Annotated in this window: 28 protein-coding genes and 1 pseudogene; 20 read left to right on the top strand and 9 right to left on the bottom strand. The window is 35.9% G+C overall.

The window, feature by feature from the left end; translation table 11 throughout:
• Nucleotides 1-183: 183 nt before the first annotated feature.
• The 9 genes from JWG40_RS03630 to JWG40_RS03590 all read left to right on the top strand — a co-directional run bounded on the left by JWG40_RS03630 (nt 184) and on the right by JWG40_RS03590 (nt 4,853).
• The gene (locus JWG40_RS03630; protein WP_205284491.1) at nt 184-483 is read left to right on the top strand and encodes a nucleotidyltransferase family protein; all 300 of its coding nucleotides are present in this window, start codon (nt 184-186) and stop codon (nt 481-483) included.
• A complete protein-coding gene (locus JWG40_RS03625; RefSeq protein ID WP_205284490.1) occupies nt 476-841 on the top strand; it encodes a HepT-like ribonuclease domain-containing protein in 366 nt (121 codons plus the stop codon). Before JWG40_RS03630 ends, JWG40_RS03625 begins: the two co-directional genes overlap by 8 nt.
• 140 nt (nt 842-981) lie before the next feature.
• Nucleotides 982-1,359, top strand: a complete 378-nt coding sequence (locus tag JWG40_RS03620; protein WP_205284489.1) for a type II toxin-antitoxin system RelE/ParE family toxin — start codon at nt 982-984, stop codon at nt 1,357-1,359.
• On the top strand, nt 1,325-1,642 hold the full coding sequence (locus JWG40_RS03615; protein WP_205284488.1) for a helix-turn-helix domain-containing protein: 318 nt from the start codon (nt 1,325-1,327) through the stop codon (nt 1,640-1,642). Before JWG40_RS03620 ends, JWG40_RS03615 begins: the two co-directional genes overlap by 35 nt.
• Nucleotides 1,643-1,901: 259 nt before the next feature.
• Nucleotides 1,902-2,081 (top strand): type II toxin-antitoxin system HicA family toxin, encoded by a 180-nt coding sequence (locus JWG40_RS03610; RefSeq protein ID WP_332470266.1) that lies wholly within the window; start codon nt 1,902-1,904, stop codon nt 2,079-2,081.
• Complete coding sequence (locus tag JWG40_RS03605; protein WP_205284487.1) at nt 2,078-2,503, top strand: type II toxin-antitoxin system HicB family antitoxin; 426 nt, start codon at nt 2,078-2,080, stop codon at nt 2,501-2,503. The genes JWG40_RS03610 and JWG40_RS03605 overlap by 4 nt, the downstream gene beginning before the upstream one ends.
• Nucleotides 2,504-2,697: 194 nt before the next feature.
• The gene (locus tag JWG40_RS03600; protein ID WP_332470265.1) at nt 2,698-2,925 is read left to right on the top strand and encodes a leucine zipper domain-containing protein; all 228 of its coding nucleotides are present in this window, start codon (nt 2,698-2,700) and stop codon (nt 2,923-2,925) included.
• Between the two features lie 417 nt (nt 2,926-3,342).
• Nucleotides 3,343-3,906: a DUF4256 domain-containing protein gene (locus tag JWG40_RS03595; RefSeq protein WP_205284486.1), complete on the top strand. Its 564-nt coding sequence runs from the start codon at nt 3,343-3,345 to the stop codon at nt 3,904-3,906.
• Nucleotides 3,907-4,199: 293 nt separating this feature from the next.
• Nucleotides 4,200-4,853 (top strand): SOS response-associated peptidase family protein, encoded by a 654-nt coding sequence (locus tag JWG40_RS03590; protein WP_205284485.1) that lies wholly within the window; start codon nt 4,200-4,202, stop codon nt 4,851-4,853.
• A gap of 135 nt (nt 4,854-4,988) precedes the next feature.
• Here the strand turns inward: JWG40_RS03590 and JWG40_RS03585 are convergent, their stop codons facing one another.
• The 6 genes from JWG40_RS03585 to JWG40_RS03560 form a co-directional block, all read right to left on the bottom strand.
• A complete protein-coding gene (locus JWG40_RS03585; protein ID WP_332470264.1) occupies nt 4,989-5,573 on the bottom strand; it encodes a glutathione S-transferase family protein in 585 nt (194 codons plus the stop codon).
• Nucleotides 5,574-5,706: 133 nt separating this feature from the next.
• Nucleotides 5,707-6,153: a MarR family winged helix-turn-helix transcriptional regulator gene (locus JWG40_RS03580; RefSeq protein ID WP_205284483.1), complete on the bottom strand. Its 447-nt coding sequence runs from the start codon at nt 6,151-6,153 to the stop codon at nt 5,707-5,709.
• 648 nt (nt 6,154-6,801) lie between these two features.
• The gene (locus tag JWG40_RS03575; protein ID WP_205284482.1) at nt 6,802-7,386 is read right to left on the bottom strand and encodes a putative antibiotic biosynthesis monooxygenase; all 585 of its coding nucleotides are present in this window, start codon (nt 7,384-7,386) and stop codon (nt 6,802-6,804) included.
• A gap of 122 nt (nt 7,387-7,508) precedes the next feature.
• Entirely contained in the window at nt 7,509-7,976 is a 468-nt protein-coding gene (locus JWG40_RS03570; protein WP_205284481.1) for an SRPBCC family protein, read from the bottom strand.
• A gap of 63 nt (nt 7,977-8,039) precedes the next feature.
• Nucleotides 8,040-8,501, bottom strand: a complete 462-nt coding sequence (locus tag JWG40_RS03565; protein WP_205284480.1) for an SRPBCC family protein — start codon at nt 8,499-8,501, stop codon at nt 8,040-8,042.
• Entirely contained in the window at nt 8,464-8,844 is a 381-nt protein-coding gene (locus JWG40_RS03560; protein ID WP_205284500.1) for an ArsR/SmtB family transcription factor, read from the bottom strand. Before JWG40_RS03560 ends, JWG40_RS03565 begins: the two co-directional genes overlap by 38 nt.
• A gap of 244 nt (nt 8,845-9,088) precedes the next feature.
• Between JWG40_RS03560 and JWG40_RS03555 the strand changes: the two genes are divergently transcribed.
• Together JWG40_RS03555 and JWG40_RS03550 are read left to right on the top strand one after the other, a co-directional pair.
• Complete coding sequence (locus JWG40_RS03555) at nt 9,089-9,415, top strand: DMT family transporter (protein WP_205284479.1); 327 nt, start codon at nt 9,089-9,091, stop codon at nt 9,413-9,415.
• A gap of 21 nt (nt 9,416-9,436) precedes the next feature.
• Nucleotides 9,437-9,967: a MepB family protein gene (locus JWG40_RS03550; RefSeq protein ID WP_205284478.1), complete on the top strand. Its 531-nt coding sequence runs from the start codon at nt 9,437-9,439 to the stop codon at nt 9,965-9,967.
• Here JWG40_RS03550 and JWG40_RS20135 read toward each other — a convergent pair.
• Complete coding sequence (locus JWG40_RS20135; RefSeq protein WP_408611482.1) at nt 9,947-10,063, bottom strand: hypothetical protein; 117 nt, start codon at nt 10,061-10,063, stop codon at nt 9,947-9,949. The two genes, JWG40_RS03550 and JWG40_RS20135, sit on opposite strands and share 21 nt — an antisense overlap.
• Before the next feature lie 486 nt (nt 10,064-10,549).
• Between JWG40_RS20135 and JWG40_RS03545 the strand changes: the two genes are divergently transcribed.
• Nucleotides 10,550-11,380: an acyl-CoA thioesterase gene (locus tag JWG40_RS03545; RefSeq protein ID WP_205284477.1), complete on the top strand. Its 831-nt coding sequence runs from the start codon at nt 10,550-10,552 to the stop codon at nt 11,378-11,380.
• Here JWG40_RS03545 and JWG40_RS03540 read toward each other — a convergent pair.
• A complete protein-coding gene (locus tag JWG40_RS03540) occupies nt 11,370-12,101 on the bottom strand; it encodes a pseudouridine synthase (protein WP_205284476.1) in 732 nt (243 codons plus the stop codon). The genes JWG40_RS03545 and JWG40_RS03540 overlap by 11 nt on opposite strands.
• Before the next feature lie 142 nt (nt 12,102-12,243).
• Between JWG40_RS03540 and JWG40_RS03535 the strand changes: the two genes are divergently transcribed.
• The 6 genes and pseudogenes from JWG40_RS03535 (at nt 12,244) to JWG40_RS03515 (ending at nt 17,799) form a co-directional block, all read left to right on the top strand.
• Entirely contained in the window at nt 12,244-14,022 is a 1,779-nt protein-coding gene (locus tag JWG40_RS03535; protein ID WP_232369135.1) for an ABC transporter ATP-binding protein, read from the top strand.
• 59 nt (nt 14,023-14,081) lie between these two features.
• Nucleotides 14,082-14,345: pseudogene (locus JWG40_RS20175) on the top strand (methyl-accepting chemotaxis protein); the annotation flags it as partial.
• Nucleotides 14,346-14,384: 39 nt separating this feature from the next.
• Nucleotides 14,385-15,206 (top strand): PDC sensor domain-containing protein, encoded by an 822-nt coding sequence (locus JWG40_RS03530; RefSeq protein WP_456298538.1) that lies wholly within the window; start codon nt 14,385-14,387, stop codon nt 15,204-15,206.
• 15 nt (nt 15,207-15,221) lie between these two features.
• On the top strand, nt 15,222-15,467 hold the full coding sequence (locus JWG40_RS03525) for a hypothetical protein (protein ID WP_205284473.1): 246 nt from the start codon (nt 15,222-15,224) through the stop codon (nt 15,465-15,467).
• 25 nt (nt 15,468-15,492) lie between these two features.
• The gene (locus tag JWG40_RS03520; protein WP_205284472.1) at nt 15,493-16,173 is read left to right on the top strand and encodes a hypothetical protein; all 681 of its coding nucleotides are present in this window, start codon (nt 15,493-15,495) and stop codon (nt 16,171-16,173) included.
• 105 nt (nt 16,174-16,278) lie between these two features.
• Nucleotides 16,279-17,799 (top strand): SDR family oxidoreductase, encoded by a 1,521-nt coding sequence (locus JWG40_RS03515; protein ID WP_205284471.1) that lies wholly within the window; start codon nt 16,279-16,281, stop codon nt 17,797-17,799.
• 24 nt (nt 17,800-17,823) lie between these two features.
• On the opposite strand, the gene JWG40_RS03510 is transcribed toward JWG40_RS03515, so the two are convergent.
• The gene (locus JWG40_RS03510; protein WP_205284470.1) at nt 17,824-18,330 is read right to left on the bottom strand and encodes a DinB family protein; all 507 of its coding nucleotides are present in this window, start codon (nt 18,328-18,330) and stop codon (nt 17,824-17,826) included.
• Nucleotides 18,331-18,607: 277 nt separating this feature from the next.
• On the opposite strand from JWG40_RS03510, the gene JWG40_RS03505 reads away from it, so the two are divergent.
• Both JWG40_RS03505 and JWG40_RS03500 read left to right on the top strand, forming a co-directional pair.
• Nucleotides 18,608-20,215 carry an ArnT family glycosyltransferase gene (locus JWG40_RS03505; RefSeq protein WP_205284469.1) on the top strand — a complete coding sequence of 536 codons (1,608 nt, stop codon included), beginning with the start codon at nt 18,608-18,610 and terminating at the stop codon, nt 20,213-20,215.
• Nucleotides 20,212-20,526 (top strand): hypothetical protein, encoded by a 315-nt coding sequence (locus JWG40_RS03500; RefSeq protein WP_205284468.1) that lies wholly within the window; start codon nt 20,212-20,214, stop codon nt 20,524-20,526. Before JWG40_RS03505 ends, JWG40_RS03500 begins: the two co-directional genes overlap by 4 nt.
• Nucleotides 20,527-20,531 lie beyond the last annotated feature (5 nt).

The raw sequence follows: 20,531 nt of genomic DNA, 5'->3' as shown, positions 1-20,531 counted from the left end.
ACCTAGAAAAACTTTGAATTGGAATACACCTGAAAATGAAATACGGGCGCTTGTGCGCTAGATTCTTGAACCTACCCCTTTAATTCTCAAAAATTCGAGGAAATTGATAAAAGAAAGGAAATTCACAAAGAAATTCTATATCTCAATTATTGACTTTTTCTTTAGATTTTGGATAATTAGCATATGAGGGTAGAATCCAAAAAGGAATTGATTGAACAATTAACCAAAATCAAACCAATTCTAAATAATAATTTTGGAGTTCTGAAAATCGGAATCTTTGGATCCTTTGCAAAAGATAAAGTTAATTCTGATAGTGATGTGGACTTACTTGTTGAAATGCAAAGTCCTGATTTTGATTCATTTGTTGGTTTAAAAATATATTTGGAAAAACTTTTCGAAAGAAATGTAGACCTTGTTAGAAAAAGGAATCATATTAAACCTTCTTTTTTAAATAGAATTCAGCAAGATATTATAAATGTCTGAAGAAATCTGCGAAAGGTTTGAATTTATTTTAGAATCGATTGTTATCATCGAAACGAGATTCTCAAAAATTAAATTTCCTGATGATTTAATTAATTCTCAAGATGGTATTACTATTCTAGACTCAATTGCTATGAGATTACAAGCAATAGGAGATAATCTTAAATCAGTTGCAAAATTAGACAGTAAATTTCTAAGTAAATATCCCGATACAGACTGGGAAAAAATTATTAAAATGAGAGACGTCATTTCTCATCATTATGAAGGTCTTGACCACGAAATAATTTTTAATATCTGTAAAAACAAAATACCGGAATTAAAAATTTCTGTAGAAATAATACTAAAACATCACTTCGCCTAACAGCGCCTTAACGCTTCGCTTCGGCACAAGGCCTCGCTCGGTCTGCGACACATGGCAAAAGTAATTGAAAAATAATAATTAGGGTTAAAGAAAATAAAAAAAGTATTGATATTGTAACGTTATTCCGTTACACCTAAAAAGTGAACGAATTTACAGCTTATAAGGGCGAAAAATTCACTATTGAATGGTATTTTGATGAAAAAGAAAAATCAGATATTCTAGAATATTTCAATAAACTGCCTGATGATTTAAAAATTAAAACTTTAGTTTTGTTCAAAAGATTTGCTGATTTTGGAGAAATCAAAGACAAAACCAAATTCAATTTTGAAGGAGATTCTCTATTCGCTTTCAAACCTATTCCACACAGGTTCCTATGCTTTTTTGTTAAAGGGAAAAAAATTATAATAACAAACGCTTTTGTCAAAAAAACGGATAAACTGCCAAAAAATGAAAAGATTAGAGCTATCAAAAGAAGGGAAGATTATGAAACAAGAAATAAAAAAGGCATCTACTACTAAATCTACATTTGATCGTTTAATGAAAGATAAATCCTTCAAAGCCAAATTTGATAAGGAATATGATGCTCTCAATCTTTCTGAAACACTAATTGAATTAATGGAATCTCAAAAAGTCTCAGTAAGGGAACTTTCTAAAAAAGCTAATGTTTCCAGCACTGTTATTCAAGAAATTAGAAGTGGTAAACAAGACAACCCTACCCTACTTGTTCTTTCTAAGCTAATTCACACTTTAGGTGGAGAAATTATTATCAAGAAAGGAAAGAAAACTTTGGCTAGTGTATAAGCCACACGTCGTATAACAGCAACTAACCGCTTCGCTTCGGGACGAGCCCTCGCTTGGGCTGCGCCACATAGGCTTCTGACACTCCCCTTGCTTACGCAAGTGTCGTTCCAGTCCCTAACGTCCCGTTTCCGGGACTCAGGGCCAGCCTACGTCGGTTAGTCTAGTTCGTTATGCGAACAGTCGTGAAAATATTAACTTGGCTAAAAAATAGAAGAAATAACCGATTGACAAATACAGCCCAAATGCTGTATTATTACTTGTGACGGGAAAAGAATTAGTAAAAATTCTGAAAAATGACGGTTGGGAATTAGACAGAATCAGTGGATCACACCATATTCTAAAGAAAAAAGATAAAACTCTCTCGGTTCCTGTTCACAGTAATCGGGATATTCCTACTGGAACTATGAATGCAATACTTAAACAGGCAGGACTCGAATGAAAATCTCATATCCAGCTATTATTAAATACAGTTCAAAAGAAAAAGTCTTTAATGTTGAATTTCCTGATTTACCAGGATGTTTCACTTTTGGAGACAATGAAAACGAAGCAATCTTAAATGCTCAAGAAGCTCTAACTGGTTATTTAGAATCTATAGATTCTAGAAAATTAAACATTCCTGAACCTTCTAAGTTGAAAGGAAAGGACATCAAATTCATTACTCCGGATAAAAATGTATCCTTTGCTATCTGGCTTAAGAAAAGTAGAGAAAAACAGGGTTTAAGTCAAAAACAAATTGCTCAAAAACTTAATATTGCTTATCAAACTTATCAAAAATTTGAAGATCCGCATAAATCTAACCCTACTCTCAAAACTATTATAAGATTAGAAGAAGTTTTTCACGAAAATCTTATTAGTGTATAACACGACCGTCGCATAACAGCGCCTTATCGCTTCGGCACAAGGCCTCGTTCGTTATGCGCAAGCCTTAAATGTATGCCTCAGGACATGGGTAACACTTTTGTAGCAAGACATAGATAACACTTTCAGGTTTCTAATCCCATAAGATCACCTTTACGGGAGGGCTTTTGGGATGGCCTTGGAAGGAGAATAATGTCGTGGATTTAAGATATCAATTCGTTCTGGAGAGCCTCCAGAAGGATGTCAATTTTACTCAGCTCTGTGCTCAGTATGGAATCGCTACCAAGTGTGGATACAAATGGAAAGAACGGTTCACTTTAGAGGGAAAAGAGGGATTTAAGGATAAAAAGAAAACTCCCCAAAATTCGCCAGCTAAAATTGTGGAAGAAACTATTCTTGAAATCCTTAAGATCAAAACTAACTAGAAAATCTGAGGTGTAAAAAAAAATTCTTGAACTTTGCAAATTTCCTGATTAGAAACCTCCAACATATCCACTATTGAGCGCCTTCTTAAGAAGGCAGAGGCTTCGATAGATATCTTAATTGCTCATTTAGTTATTTCAAGAAATTAGGCTCGCAACTTATAATTCCAATTTCATAAAAATTGCTGTAAATTCAAACTTAAGAAAATTAAATTTTAAACATTCTTAGAGTAAAAAGTAAATAAACTAAATCTTTTTTCGCAATCAATAGATTCTCCAGTCAGCCTAAGTTGATTAGATTTTCCACCAAACATAGCTTTTATTCCAGTATTTTGCTTGAGCTTAATGATTTATGCTCAGAATAATAGATAAGACGAAGTGTCTAAAAAACTTTCTTGTGAGAAGAGAGAATACAAAAATATGAGCAGCAAACAGAAAATTTTGATGCAACAAACAAAAGACCTACTATTGGTTTTAAAAACAAGGTTTGAAAAAAATAAGAACCGTCATAAAGATTTAGAATGGGGAAACATCGAGAAGAAATTGGAAGTAAATCCCAAAAAACTTTGGTCACTAAATGAAATGGAACGAACTGGTGGCGAACCTGATGTTATTAGCTATGACAAAAAAACGGGTGATTACATCTTTTTTGATTGCTCACCAGAGAGTCCCCAAGGTAGACGAAGTGTTTGTTATGACCGTAAAGCCCTCGACTCAAGAAAAGAAAATAAACCTAAAGATAGTGCTTTAGATATGGCTTTGGCAATGGGAATAGAGCTCTTAACTGAGGAGCAGTATAGGGACTTACAGAAACTAGGAAACTTCGATACAAAAACATCAAGTTGGATTCTAACACCCGCAAGTATTAGAAATTTAGATGGTGCTCTATTCGCTGACTTCCGCTATGGCAATGTATTCATATATCATAATGGTGCAGAATCATATTACGCTGCTCGCGGATTTCGTGGTTCTCTTCGGGTATAAGTTGATCTCAAAAGAAAAAAGCTTTTTATCGAATAATCAAGGTATAATAGAGTCAATAATGGTAAATTTGCTTTCTTCCGAATCTTAATTTACAATTGATGCATAGGATCCTAGAGATTTTGAATCCGGAAAATAAAAAAGTAAAAGCAATACAAATACTGAAATCGTCTACGCAATCGTGCAAATCTCATTCTCAACTTATTGGTTGCGAATTTAAAAAAAGAGATATCAGGATTCCTTATAGATAGTAAAAAGTATTTGAAAAAGTATCACTTATTTACTGAAATCCTAATATGTCTAATTTATTTACAAATAGATTGGTAGCCCCAGAAGAATACAAGACCCAATGGCAAAAATTGTCATTTGAAACGAATCTATACGAAGAAGATTATCATAAACATAAAAAAGACGGCTTAGCGGTAAAACCCAACGATCACTGTTGGTATCTAAGAGAGGTTGAAGGCAAAATTTTTCTTTCTTCTGGGACATGGGGAACAAAACAAGCGTTTGCAAATCGACCGATTACAACGACTCAATCAGAACATATTTTTTCCTCTAGCTTTTGGAAAAATTACTCAACCAACCGCTGTCTAATACCAGTAATATCTTACTTTGAATGGCAGATGCAACGTAGCGGCGAAAAACATAAATTCAAAATTGAGTTTATAGATAAGAATTCTTTTTTTGGTGGTATTTGGGGTGCTTACCCAAATGGCTCTACATGGGTAACCATAATAACACAGGCTGCCAATAAAAAAACTGCAGAAATTCATAACTCTGGAAATAATAAAAATAGGCAACCAATTGTGATCCGAAAAGGAAACCTGAATGCTTGGCTTGATCCAAAATTAAACTCAGAGTCTCAAGTAAAAAAACTAATTACCCAATTTCAACCGAACGAAATTAGTACCGAAGACCTTGATTATGAACAAACATTGTTTGACTAACCTTTCTCTACTTATGTCAAAATGGCCCGATTCTCCACTACGAAAAAATAACAGTAAAAAGTAATTTGACCAAAAGAACCATTATAAAAGAAACCTAAATGGGTATATTCTATGAAATGGTCTGAATTTTACACCTTACATAGGAAGATAACGAGGTAAACGTTCAATACTATTTAGCCATTTCCGAATATTGGAATATTGATATAAATCTACTTTTCCTTGGTTACTCAGTGCAATATACGGATATACAGCTATATCGGCGATGGTGACTGAGTCCGTAACCAACCAATCATAACTCGTAAGTCTATTGTCTAATATAGATAGAAGGTTTTCTGTGACCGATTTTGTTTCCTCTAAATTGGTGGAGCGCCCAAATAAATAATGCGCTCGTAATGCACCTGGACCTCGCGAAACTTCATTTGCCGCTGTAGAAAGCCATGCAACGACTTCAGCAGCTTTGGGCGGATCATTGGGAAACCAATGCGCTTCACCATAAGCACGAGCTAGGTATACCAAAATTCCTTGGCTATCTCTAAGGATTACATTTCCATCCTTAAGAACAGGCACTTGTCCAAAGGGATTTTTTGCTAAAAAAGCTTCCGACTTTTGTTCAAGTTCAGATCCATTGACAAGATAACTTTCATACTTGAGATTCAAAAGAGATAACATCAGCCTAACTTTGTAACAATTTCCCGACATAGCAAATTCAAATAATTCCATCGTTCTCATTCTTTTATCAACAAAGTGAATCTATTGGCAACGATTTTTCACTTTGATAGATTTTGATCTCCTTAATTAAACAAGATATAATAAATCATTATATTTCTCTTACGTCTGTCGATAAATAACCTAATCAATTTTTCTTAACGATAATATCATCCCCAAGAATTTTTCTAAATTCTTTTAATAAAAGCAAAAAAAACTTCCTATTTTTCTGGGGCATTGAATTCAATATCGGGTTAAAGTGGGTCAAAATTTTTTTTGGTAAAATTTTCTCTAATGAGTGCCCTTCCGCTGTGAGAGTGATTACTGTAGACCTTTTGTCTAGCTTTGATACCGCCACGAGTATTAATCCTGCGGACTCCATCCGGCGAATCATTTTAGATACTGAAGGTGCATCCTGCAGTGTTAATTCAATGATTTGTTTTTGACTCAATGATCCCTTTTGCCATAACATCGCTAACACTTGCCACTGCTCTGGTGTTAGATGAAATTCCCTAAGACAACGAATCAACTCTTTTCGAAAAAGAAGAGCAACACGATTCAAATTAAACCCTATTTGATCATCTAATAAAAACATACTCTTATAATCATTTCTCTTTTTATCCCATTAATTGTCCAGACAAATAATCCTTGACACAATTCTTAGACAACAAATTATTTGTCCAGACAACTATTTGGGAGAAATTTATGAAATATGTTGATTTGGTTTTTCGGCTGCTACTCAGTATTGTTTTTATCCTATTTGGTATTAGTAAATTTTACGCTTTTATGCCCAGCCCTCCCATGACACCAAAAGCGGCAAATTTTATTGCAGCCATCATTTCCACTGGATACCTATGGCAGCTCGTGGGTGGATTGGAAATTTTGGGAGGGTTTCTGATTCTATTTCGAAAAATGACTGTTATTGGATTATTGATCTTATCTCCAATCATAGTTAATATTATTTTATATTTAGGATTTCTGCAATCTACCGTTGGCCTGGCTCCATTCGCGATGATTTCCTTTCTACTAGTTAGTTGCAGTCTTTTAGCATGGAAAAGAAAGGAGCAATGGAAGAATTTATTTCAGCTAAAATAGAAAATACTATATTATTTTGGCTTATTATCAATCGTAAATTAGATAAAGGCAATAGATTGAACTGTGAGCAGGAGTCCAACTTGAGACACCTGCTCACAAATTAAAGTTGAAGATCAGTAAAACACATTACTTTTTTAGGGAGAGTCAATCAAGGTTGCTTGTATAACCACCATTTGATCCAACTTGTATACTTTGGCATAATCACAAAAACCATTAAAAATACAATGCTGGCCGAAATAAAAAAAGAATCGAAAATTCTGTTTTCGTGAGGAGTAAAATAACGTAAGATCGGTAGAACAATAATGGGAACTAAATTTACTAGTGGAAAAATAGCTGACCAAGTAACCAAAAACTGTTTCCAACGTAACGGTGGTCTAATCAATTGATTCTCAAAAGAAAATAAAAAATCAAGGCCATTCCTTGTTGCATATTGATCTCCGCTCTCAAGAGAATTACTGATTTCCTGAATTAAACGATTTCTCTCTAAGGAGTTCATCCAGTTATTTAAATTTGCTTCAGAATCAAATCTAATGATAAAGGTATAGGTAGAAGTTAAGTTTGCAATTGGTTTAATAACCTGCCAATCAAGGTGTCCAGTCGCAGCTTTGCAGAGCGAGGATATTTGATTCATCCAATCTTCATATTTGCTCTCCTCACCTTTCAAAACTCTATGTGAAATTATAACAGTTGCGCCGTAGATTTTAATCGCTGGTAAACTTACCTTGGGACTCATTAAATTTTAAAATGAAAGGCAAGGATAAATCGTCAAGTGTAAGTTAAACACCTTTTTATTTTAGCCTCTATATTTTTACTAAAAAATATAGAGGCTATTGTTTGAAAAGCGCTACATTAGAATCAATTGATGTCGTCGATTTTGATATCGTCTGGCGACGGCCTACCAACTCCATCTTCTATGTAGTTTTTTAAGCTTAGTAAAAAAATTGCCCATTTCGTACTGCAATGGGCAGTGAACTCAGATTCCTTTTTCCAATCCTTGTGTCGGAAGAAAAGAATAGTCATCATCTCTCCATCTTTTGCCTTTCCGGAATTTAATTGGAAGTCAATATGAGATCCAATCCAATCTTCTGGTCCAGATATACATTCCCATAACAGATGTTTGGGTTCTGACTTTACAACTCTCATCTCAATCGCATTGCCATGACCAAATCCGAAGTAAATCGACTCTCCTACGGAAGAACCTCCTGAAGTAAAATTACCTTCCACTTCTTTTGTCCACCAATTGGATAAACCTGATTTTGTGGTCAGTGCATTGATCACTTCCTTTTCGCTAGCCCGAATTCCTACTTTGTGATATATTCCCATACAACTCTCCTTATTTTTAATTCCATTCTACGCAATTGATCTCTATTTTAATAAATGAAACCTCTAGACATCTATCCATTGATTCAAACTTTCAAGAATACTTGTCCAACCTTGGTTGTGCATTTTGATTTGAATGTCGTTTAGTAGTTCTTCATGAATCAAAGTTACCAAGGTTTGTGGTTTTTCTTTTAAACCTTTTGAACGATCTGCATTAGTTAGGTCAGTAAAGGTAACAGTCACAAGTGTATCTCTGTTTTCCGTTGCGTGAGAACGCCAAGTAAACACAAGTTTATGAGGTTCATCGATCGTAATGTATTCGCCTTCATGTGGAAGGATTTTTCCGTCAAGAGTCATATTGATTAAAAACTTTCCACCTGGTCTTGTATCCATAGTGACGGAATCAATGCCAATCATCTCTCCAGACAAAAACCAACGGGAAAAATCGTCCGCATTGAGCCATGCCCGAAAGAGACGGGTAGCATCCGCGCTAATTCTTTTTTCTACTTTTAGGACTTGTGGGTTCATATTCCTTCTCCTCTAAAAATGCTTCGAGTTTTGCCAACTTACTCGTCCAAAACTCTTGATGATAGCTGATCCAATTGGTTGCTTCCGATAGGGTTTGATTTTGTAACTCTAATCGATAACTGCGGCCATCTTCGGGAGCACGTACTTTCCGAACAAGCTGTGCATCGGTAAGCACATCGATATGTTTGGCGACACCAGCAAAAGACATCGCAAAGGGCTCCGCAAGCTCCGAAATACTCAAAGAACCCTTGCGGAGTCTAGCCAACATCTGCCTTCGTGAATGGTCTGCAAGAGCCGCAAACACTCGGTCTAAAATTTGTTCTTTTTTACGCAATTCAACCATTTGGTTGAATATATAATTTAACCCTTTTTTAGTCAATTATTATACTAAATGGTTGAATATTTCAAAAACCGACCTAAAATCCAACTAAATAGAAAATAAGCGACCGTAGAAAAATTTCACCAAATTCGAGAGTCGATTTTTCCAAAAAAAACTCAAACTCTGAATATTCCAGTTCGGATGGATTGATTTATATGAGATTTACATCCCACAATGGAACTGAAAACCTATCCTTTCGGGAGTGAGTATGAACTGGATCTTGCTTTTTATTGCCGGACTATTTGAGGTTTTATTTGCAACGTGTTTGGGTAAGGCAAAAGAAACCACAGGAAATGAAGCCTATTTATGGTATTTTGGTTTTTCTACATCATTAATGATTAGTATGTTATTACTCATTAAAGTGACTCAGTCCCTACCGATTGGTACAAGTTATGCGGTTTGGACAGGGATTGGAGCTGTAGGAACTGTCCTGATTGGAATCTTTTTATTCAAGGAACCTTTTGATTTCTGGCGGATATTTTTTCTTGTCACACTGATCCTATCCATAATTGGCCTTAAATCTGTTTCACATTAAAAGAAGGTAATCCGCTTCCCTATGTCACAAAATTCTACTGACCTAAATCCACTTCCCACCTTCTTGACAATTACAAAAGAAAGTTTATTCGATTCGCTTGGTTTAGTGATGCAAAACATACAACTTGAACTAGAAAGCGCAGAATACGATGCTTGTCATTTCCAAATCCAAAAGAAAAACATAAGGTTTCGAAAAGCAAAAATTACACCAACAAAAATCGGACAATTTGTAACTTTATGGAAACGTAGCAAAGCCGGCCCTATCGAACCATTTAATATCAAGGATGATATTGATCTTTATATTATTGCAACCAATAACAAAGATCGTATTGGTTATTTTTTATTCACAAAACAGATATTAAATGAAAAAGGAATTCTTTCCGGAAAACACGAAGGCAAACGAGGATTCCGTGTTTATCCATCTTGGGACAAACCAAACAACAAACAAGCGGTAACAACGCAAAACTGGCAGCTACCTTTTTTTATTGAAACAAGTGGAAAGAAATTTGAATCGGATTGGAAGGACCCTATTTTAAAGATTTTTATAAAATAACTTTCCGAATAAATGATTCGATGAAGTAAATTGGCCAGGACTCGGTCCTGTGTATTTTTTGAATTCTTTAATAAAATGAGACTGATCATAATACAAATCCAATAAACATTGATTTTAAAAATGAATAACATCTGTTTTTGCCCATGTTTTTAAATTGATTGGAATCTTTCTATAGAAGAAATCAATTTAGGTGGAACTCCTATATGAGTCTGAAACAACTTATCAATATATCGTTTGCTATAATCTATATCTTCACATATATCTTGGATCAAAATTTGTCCTTGCGTTGTTTTAATCTGCTCCATGACGTAATTCACAAGCGAATTGTCCCTAGATAATAAATTTTTGGAAAGATTTAGAAAATCTTGGATGTATTCTGAGATTCTAAGAGGATTTAGTTCTTCACTAATTATTTTTTCTAAAGTTATCTCAGTTTTACCAAGGAATGAGTCTTTCCTTAGACATTTCAATCCTTCTCATTATTGGATTGTTAGCAATCTGTTTAGTTGATGAGTAACTCCCGGAAAAGTATAAAAGTCGAATTCTACTTTACCATTCATTTAGAAAGAGGAAAAAGGTGGAATGAGCCAAATTTTTCGTAAAACCTTAACCACTCACCACTTTGATTTGGATTGGAATCGTCATGTCACAAGTAGAACGTATGAAAGGTTTGGTTACGATGCAAGATGCGAAGTCCTAAAAGAAATCGGTTATCCCATAGAACAGATGTTAAACACAAACATAAGTTATATTCCCGGATCTACCTATGTCCGATTTTTAAGTCAACAATTCGTTGATTCTGAGATTACGGTGGAATCACAAGTATATCGAATAGATCATGGAATTCTCTTTTGGAAACAAACCATCTGGGGTGGTGATGGAAAAAAAGCCTGTGAATTAGAAACAACATCGCGATTGGTTCAGGATGGAAAGAACATCATCATCGCTGCCATTCCAGAACTCAATCTAAAGCCTTATGAATTTACCATTCACCCCAAACCCATTTTACAAAATACAGTAGAACATGATTATTATATCCCCTTCAGCGATATGAACTGTTTCTGGAATTTACCTTCGGATGCAATATGGAAGGTGTTTGAAGAAGGGCGTTTTTTATTTTTTAAAGAAATCGTAGACCTGAATTTAATCAAAGAAACAGACTCCACCACATTCTTTATGGGAGGGGAAATTGTAATCCATAAACAACCGGAGCCAGGCTCTCATGTAAAAATCTTAAGTTGGATTGAAAGTTTTGAAAAAATTCGATTTTACTTTAGACAAGACATTGTAGATCTTAATGGAAATTTATTAGTAAGCATGAAGGATGAACAACTGTTTGTTTCTCTTTCCACCTCAAGACCCAGACGAGCACCTGCCGCTTTCTTTGATAAAATAGAAAGGTTTATTGAATGAAGGAAACTTTTTCTTTGAGAAGAATTTCTTCCTCCGCCGATAATTCACGATAAGCTCCAAGTGCAAGCGTAGGATCCAATTCCAATTTCCCCATCTTCATTCGTTTTAGGTAAGTGACTTCCTTGCCTAAACTTTGGAACATTCTACGAATTTGCCTGTATTTACCTTCCTTTAACCATACCGTAACTATGTTAGGTAGGTTAGGATCTGGGATGGCAAGCCTTGCAGGAAGGGTTTTGTAACCATCATCCAATACGATTCCAGTTTCAAAAGCGAGTATGTCATCACTTGTCACTGGGGCAGAAATTTCGGCATAGTATTCTTTTTCGACAAAGTGTTTCGGGGATGTATAGTAATGTGCAAGAGGACCATCGGTTGTAAATAACAACAACCCTTCTGTTTCTTTATCCAACCGACCCACAGGAAACAAATTCATATTCTCATGCCTTTCACTTAAATAGTCCATTACTGTTTTTTCGCGGCTGTCTTCTGTGGCTGTGATACAATCGGGAGCTTTGTTCATCATAAAGTAATAAAATTCTTTTCGAACTAAAGTCTCTTCATAATAAGTTACTGCATCAGTAAGAGAAACTTTGAAACTAGGATCTTTAACCACCACACCATTCACTTGTACCTGTCCCTGGTGGATTTCTTTTTTAACATCCGAACGTGAACCCAGTCCGTAATTTCCGAGAACTTTATCTAACCGTTCTTTTGACATATTGTGTTATCATCTTCACAATCTTAAAGGGATATGGCAATCAGGAATTCTACTGGATCACTATGAATCGAAGTAAAAAAAGGTATCGAAAACATCCACCAAAAACAATCTAACTAGTATGTTTGGTACCTTTTTAAGGATTTTGAAAACTTCACGAATTGCTTTTGATTTGGCGTATAAAAGTTCTCCTAGTTTAACCGCTCTCATCTCCATCCTGACCATTGCCAATGGATTATTTCCTTCTACACTCGTTTGGATTGGAAAACTCATCATCGACAGTATCCTACAAAACCAAATAAAATCCGATCAGTGGATGGATTTATTACAATCAGATGCAGCTAGGTTGGTTTATACCGAAGGAGCATTAACCATTCTCTATTTTGGAACTCAGAAATTATACAATATTGCATATACTTTACTTAGGATTCGATTAGGTCAGGAAGTAAATGAAAGGATCCTATCCAAAGCCATTCGTTTGGAACTCACTCAATTTGAAGATTCCGAAACCTATGATAAAATGACCCAAGCAAGAACAGAAGCTTCTTCCAAACCTCTCTCAATGGTCACAAGATTTTTTACTATTGCTCAATCATCCATTACCATTATCAGTTTTTTTGGACTTCTCATCAAACTGTCTCCATTAGCTTCCTTTATTTTAGTTATTGCAGCCATTCCTTCCTTCATTGCGGAAACGAAGTTTTCTAATCATAGTTTCCGATTGTTTCGGTGGAAGGCAAAAGAAACAAGAGAACAAGTTTACCTTGAAACTCTTATGGCAAGAGAAGATAACGCTAAGGAAATTTTACTCTTTAACTTAGGCAAAGAATTTTTAAATAGATACAAAAATAATTTTCAAAGGATTTATATCGAAGACAAAAAGCTAACAATCTATAAAGGGATTTTTAGTTTTCTCCTTGGATTACTTAGTCAATTTGCATTTTACGGCTCCTACATTTGGATTGTATGTTTGGCGTTGTTACATAAAATTTCATTAGGGGAGATGACAATGTACCTTGTTATTTTTAGGCAGGGTCAAAATACTTTTTCTAATGCACTTTCTGCTTTCGGTGGAATTTATGAAGATCATTTGTACATTGAAAATCTTATGGAATTTTTAGATCTAGCGATTCTAAAACAATATGGAAATCAAAAAGGCAACCACCAAAGATTGGGAATTGTTTTTGATTCTGTTTCCTTTCAATATCCAGGTGCCAAGGAACCTTCCCTTTCTAATGTTAGTTTTGAATTAAAACCAGAAGAAAAACTTGCTATCGTTGGCGAAAATGGATCTGGAAAAACTACTCTTATCAAACTATTAACTCGTTTGTATTCACCCACATCCGGTAAAATATATTTAGATGGAATAAATCTGGAAGATTGGGATGAAGAAACATTACGCCGAAGGTTTGGAGTTATCTTTCAAAACTTTGTCCAATACCAATTCAAAGTGGGAGAGAACATTGGAATGGGAGATGTTCAAAAAGTCCAATCAGAAGTAGAGTGGATTCCTGCAGCCAAACTAGGAATGGCCCATGACTTTGTAACACGTTTGGAACAAGGTTATTCTACAAGGCTTGGAAAGTGGTTTCAGGATGGAAGGGAATTGTCTGGTGGGCAATGGCAAAAGGTAGCGCTGGCTCGTGCCTTTATGCGTACCAGTGCCGATATCCTAATCTTAGATGAACCAACCTCTGCAATTGACGCAGAAGCAGAAATGAAAGTATTTGAACATTTCAGAGAACATACTCAAGGGAAAACTGTGATTTTGATTTCACATAGGTTTTCCACAGTAAGAATGGCAGATCAAATTTTAGTTCTAGAACAAGGCAAAAAAACAGAATGGGGAAGCCACGAAGAACTCCTCTTAAATAAAGGGAAATACGAGAAACTATTTCGATTACAGCAAGCGGGATATCAATAACGCGAATCATAAATCCGATAGTATAAATGAAGAGCCAGAACGAACATAAAGGATAAGAAATGGAAGATAATTATTCTAATCTAGGGATGAGAAAACTGAAAGATCTTATCGATTCCTTTGGTGAAAGATCCAAAGAAATAGGTTCGGTTGCTTCTTCCATCCAACAAGTAGCCAAACAGACCAACTTACTTGCATTAAATGCTTCTATTGAAGCGGCACGAGCAGGTGAACACGGTCGTGGGTTTGAGGTTGTAGCAAATGAGGTGACAAAATTATCCTTCCAAACATCCGAAGCCACAAAAAAAATCTCTGAAATTTTATCCCGCATCAATTTAGAAAATTCTTCTGCAAACGTTGATGTCATGGAAATGGAAAAACAATCCATTTTAGACTACGCCGAACTTTGGACAAGCAATATTGCTAAAGAACTCGAATCCAAATTTTATATTATGGCAACTTCCTTATATGGTTTAAAATTTTTAATCCAAAGTTTGGTTCATGCAAATATAGGAATGAAACGAGAACATTTGCTTCTGATCTTACAAGAATACTTAATCCAAAACGAACAACAACTTGCTTATGCCATCTGTTGTGAACCAAATGTTATTGATCTTATGGATTCAGAATATAAATCCAAAGAAGGACATGATGCCAACGGTAGATTTGTTCCTTATTGCCATAGACATTCCGGAAGAATCTCCATTGAACCTTTGCTAGGTTACGATACAGCAGGTGAAAATGAATGGTATACCCTCCCGCGTGATTTAGGAGAAGACGTTATGATGGAACCCTACGATTATCCAATCGAAGGGAAAACCGTCAAAATGACAAGCCTCATGACCAATTTATTTTTAAATTCAAAATTTGCCGGTATCCTTGGTGCCGACTTTTCTTTGGAACAGTTACAATCTGAACTTTCACCCAAAAAAATATTTGGTATCGGTAAAACTTCTCTCCTAACTTACAATGGAAATTTTGCTTCCCACCCAGAAATTGAATCCTTAGGTACTAACGCTGAGATACTCACAGAAGAGGCAAAGGAAGCCATCCACAGAGGAGAAAGTTTTACTTTCATTGATAAATCAAATATCGCAAGAATTCTAAAGCCAGTTCGTATTGGACATAGTAAAAGACCTTGGAGTATCCTTGTTGAATTTAATTTAATTTCTGCTCTTAAAAAATAATCAGTCTAATCTCAGATGGACAATTCACTCGCAGAAAACTTGGAAACTCAAATTGTAGATCTTTATAAAGAAAAAGAAGAGTTAGAATCCCAACTAGGAACTTCCGACACTGATGTGATTCTACATGAATTTTACCAATTAGAATCAGAACTAAATCGCCTTTACAGATTCAAAGAAAATTTCAAACGAATCGAATCCAAGCAGATTATTATTGAATCCATTCGTTCTGCCTATATTCCAAACCACAGACTGTTAAAATAAAACCTAATCACTGGACCTTTATACAATGGAATTAAAAATTATCAAAGATAACTTAAAAAATGAGTCCTTTACTAGATCTGTAATGGAAAACATTGAAGACTGGGGAAAGAGTTTTGAAATGTCAAAAGAGGACGAACACCTTACGCAAGTTTGGTTTAATTCCGTTGTTAACAATTTTCTAAAAATTTTAGAAGACGTTGAGGATGAAGAGGAATTACGAGTACTCTTATTTTCAAAATACGTTGAATTAAAATGTTTTTGGAAGCAACTCAATACACAAGTTCAATACCAAAATTTTAACACAGGAAATACAGATTCAAAGTTAATTATCCAAGCGTCCCTCATTACATATATTTTAATAGCAATAGAGCCATTGATTCACGAGGAAGACTTAGCTGAAATCCAACAATTCTTAACAAAACCTATTCGTGAAATTTTGATCGAAGACCCAAACTCAGATGTCTCGACTCCAAACGAATCGGATTTTATGATACAACAATTGGAGCAACAAATAACATCACTCTATTATGACAAAGAGAAATTGTTTCGAGCCCTCGGTACTTGTGATACCAAGGATGTAATTTCGATTCTTAAGAACATGAGAGAACAGGTAACAGATTTAAAATTAGAAATGACAGATAGTTGCATCCTAGACGGGTCGATTCAATTTACAGGAAAACGGAAAATTCGGGTTTTAAAAACTTAAATTTGACTGATAGGACTAGCTGGTTTAAGATTTACCACTTCCCTCTCCTCAGCTTACAGTCCCAAAGATACTTGCTCATCTGTCTCAAATCAAAACTCTGGTTCTATGGACATTGATTCTTTGTTACAGGATTTAAAATCTCTTTTGGATTCGCCCAAGGAACTTGTAACAATCTCCGAAGAAAAACGGTTGGAACTAATGATCCTTTGTGGCAAAATCTCTCGGCCTGATCGCAACGAGGTTCGCAAGAGAAACCGCACGGTTCGTGTCGAAAAAAAACAAACACTCAAAATCCAAGAAAAACAGAAGACTGCCTTAACTGGCATCAGGCGAGCCAGAGAAACAGCAGTTTTTAAAGCACCATTACAAATTTCAAATACGGTAGGATGGTCCTGGGACAAAGCAGAAGAACTTTCCAACCCAAAACCATGTTATATCTGCAAAACCCCATTCACAAAACTTCATTTTTTTTATGATTCCATGTGTCCTAACTGTGCTGAACTCAACTATTCCAAAAGATTCCAAACAACAGACCTAAGGGGAACCGTAGCAGTCATTACAGGTTCTCGTTTAAAAATAGGTTACCAGGCAACCTTACTTTTGTTACGTGCCGGTGCTCGAGTCATCGCAACCACAAGGTTTCCCAATGATTCCGCCATTCGGTTTGCCAAAGAATCTGATTTTCACTTATGGAAGGATCGTTTACAAATCTTTGGATTGGACCTAAGGCATACTCCCAGTGTAGAAATTTTCTGTAAATTTTTAGAAAATCATTTAGAAAGATTAGACATCCTAATCAATAATGCGGCTCAAACAGTAAGACGCCCGCCAGGTTTTTATAGCCACCTCCTGGACACAGAAAAACTAACGATCCTTGAGTTACCGTCAGATGCACAAAAGTTACTTAGTTTTTACCAGCACTGCAAACAAGAGTTAGATTCCTATCGTTCGGATTCGGAGATGAAAGACGCAGCAACGGCACTTGCGGTCAGTTGGAATCATAAAACACCAGGAGTTGGCATTCGCTCGTCGGCTGCCCTCTCTCAAATCCCCTACTCTCACGACAATTCCCATGAACTAGAAGCAGTTTTTCCCGAGGGTCAATTAGATGCAGATTTACAACAAGTTGATCTTCGCAAAACAAATAGTTGGCGACTAAGGCTTGGAGAAATCAATACCTCGGAAATGTTGGAAGTCCAATTGGTAAATGCTGTAGCACCTTTTGTCCTTTGTAACCGCCTTGTTGGTCTTATGCGAAAGGACAATACGGGAAAAAAACACATCATCAATGTTTCCGCCATGGAAGGGAAATTCCATAGATTCAAAAAAGAAGATCGCCATCCCCACACGAATATGGCAAAGGCAGCCCTCAATATGATGACCCATACTTCTGCAGAAGACTTTGCAAAAGATGGAATCTTTATGAATGCAGTGGATACTGGTTGGGTCACAGATGAAGATCCTGTGGAACTTGCCAAAAGAAAACAGGACCTTCATGATTTCCAACCACCCTTAGATATTGTGGACGGTGCCGCACGAGTCGTTGATCCCCTGTTTGATGGTGTTAACACAGGGAAACATTGGATTGGTAAATTTCTAAAAGACTACTTTCCGATTGATTGGTAAAGAAGCAGAACCTTCGAGTTCAGGTTATTTAACTTTTTCGATTACTTTTGCAAATAAAGTAGCGGGAGAAAAACCAAATCCTTCGGGAACTTCTCCACCATCTAACTTCACTAATATGGAAATGATAGCATAGTGATGAACTGTATGGGAAACAAGAAACATCAACTCCCGAGTTAAATTACTTGTTACTATGGGAATTGGATTTTTCGGATCATAATTTTGAGAAACCGTCAGCGTTTCCGAAAAGAAAGTTTCTTCTCGAAACCTAGATACATAACCTATCATCGATTCCAGTGCGAACAATCGATTGGTTTCTAGTTCTGGATTTCGTTTCCGGTTGTCATAATCAATATGGCCTGCTTTTAAACCTGCCCAAAACAATTCGTAATGCTCCAGGATATGCCGAAAATGCCCTCCAATGGAAACATCCATATTTTGTTGTTTTTGTGTATACCTATCGTTCGAAATAGATTCCAAAAGATAAATCCCTTGCTCCAAAATCTGATAGTTCTCGGCAAATAAAGGATTCATACAATGGAGCTTAGACTCCCGTTTTCCGATCATTTCTAGACAAAATTCAAGTATTTTGTTCGAGAATCAGCTGTTTTTCTCCTTCTCTCCCAAATTTCCTTGCAAAAACAAAATCCCAAGAATCCGAAAGGGCAGTCTAAATCTATGTAGATCATTCCCGCTTTTCGCCACTTCTTATTTTCCCGAATTTTCTCACAAAAAAATCTATTTCACATTTTCAATTTAAACACGTTGACTGACCAGTCAGTATCTTCGTTTATGGATAAAAGGGGTCATCATGTTTTTTGCTGTTCTTTTGATTCTATCTGCAATTTTCGCAATGACCCTCGGTGTTCCCGATGCGGCCTTCCCACAGGGAGACGAAATCATGCACATTCGGTCCATTCGAGAAAGTTTGGATGCGGGAAGTTATACTCTTCCTGTTTTATCGGGTCTTCCCAATCCATACAAACCTCCACTTCTCTTTTGGATGGGAATGTTCTTTGATAAAATTTTTGGTGTGAGTTATTTTTCGGAACGATTGGTTTCTTTTTTATTTGGTCTGGGAACTTTGACTTTGTTCTACAAACTCTACCAATCGATCAGTCAATCGGCAAAAGAAACAAAACTGGCAACCCTGGCTTTTGCATTCTCATTTGTTTCTCTCAAGTTCTTTGGCCTTCTTATGATGGAAGGTGCGATGGTGTTTTTTACCCTGCTTTATGTTTTTTTATTCTATCAATCAAAGAAAACAAAAAATCCATCCTACGTTGCTTGGGGCAGTTTCTTCGTTGGATTCGGATATTTACTGAAAGGTCCAATCCTTCATATTTATATTTTATTATTTTTACTCAGTTACCTATACATAAAAATGGTTCGCGTAAGAAGAGGCCATTTTCATATTTCTTTTCGTCCGATTCGTGAAGAAAAAAAAGCACTCTTACTATTTGCTCTTTCCTTCTTAGTTCCTATCCTTTGGATCTCTTATCTCTATCTATTTACAAGTTCTGGAAAAGAATTATTACGTTTCTTTTTTATTACCGAAAATATGGGGAAATTTTATGCAGCCAATCAGTCTGGTCTTAGAATTTGGGGTGGGTGGCTCCTTTATACAATTCCATTTACAATCCCCTTGATCCACATTTTTTGGATTTCTATACGGAAACCTTCGAAACAAAAAAATCAAATTTGGTCTATCTCGGTTATGGTATTTTTATTGTCCGTTACCATATTTCACTTAATGCCAAATCGAAAGGATCCTTACTATGTAACTCCTTTTATCGCTTTTCTCTTTTTATTACCTGCCTTAAAAACAGAAACTTGGGAAAGATTGGTCCTTTCCAAATACAATAAATATTCTATTCCTATCTTTTACTTTCTTTTTGTCATCACAGCGATTCTTCTGAGACTTCCTGCTCTCTTTGCAATCTCTCTTTTGGGAATTATCATCACTGTGGGAGCCTTACTGGCCTTACAAAATGAAAAATTTCGTTTTTACGGAATCTTTTTACCTCAACTCATTCTTGTTCCGATTGTTATGTTCTTTCTAATACGACCTATGGCAGACCCGGACGCCGCCAAACAACTCATAGGTATACAATCAAAAGAGATTTGTGTGATCGCAGAGAATCCATGGACAGCAATGGACATTCAAAACAGAATCAAAGACTCTAAAGTAAGTTTTGCTCTCCCACTCACGTACAAAGAAACCTGCCCCAATGCAGATACTTTGATTGTCTTTCGTGAAACAACTCTTACAGATGATTGGAAAAAAATAACATCTTGGTTTCAATGGAAACAACATTTGAACTTAAATTCTAATCAAACTTTGAGATCCTTACTAAAGATGGATAAACGTTCCTTCCAATCAGAAATTACTGTTTGGAAAAGAGGAGAGATAAAATGAAAAAATACGGATTCCTTCTTTTCCTTTTAGTCCTTGTTTCTTTTTGGGATTTTTCCAAAGACAATGCTCCTAAGTTTGGACAAAAGGCCACAGCAGATCAATCCTCGGGATGTAAACTCCTTTGTGAAAAAGCAAGTCATTGTTTAAATGAAGACCAGAAGAAGTTACAAGATCCCAAGGTCTATCAATTTGCCTGCGAAATTCTTTGTACGAAACAATACCAATTGTTTTCTGAGTGTTCCAAAGCGATCGCAGATTCCTGCCAAAGCGGAGAGTTATGTATAAAAAATCAAACAAAGGGGCTTTTTTAAAAACA

Source organism: Leptospira abararensis (assembly GCF_016918735.1).
Classification (GTDB): Bacteria; Spirochaetota; Leptospiria; order Leptospirales; family Leptospiraceae; genus Leptospira_A; species Leptospira_A abararensis.
The sequence above is the reverse complement of the archived record's forward strand: the minus strand, read 5'-3'. Positions and strand labels throughout refer to the sequence as shown.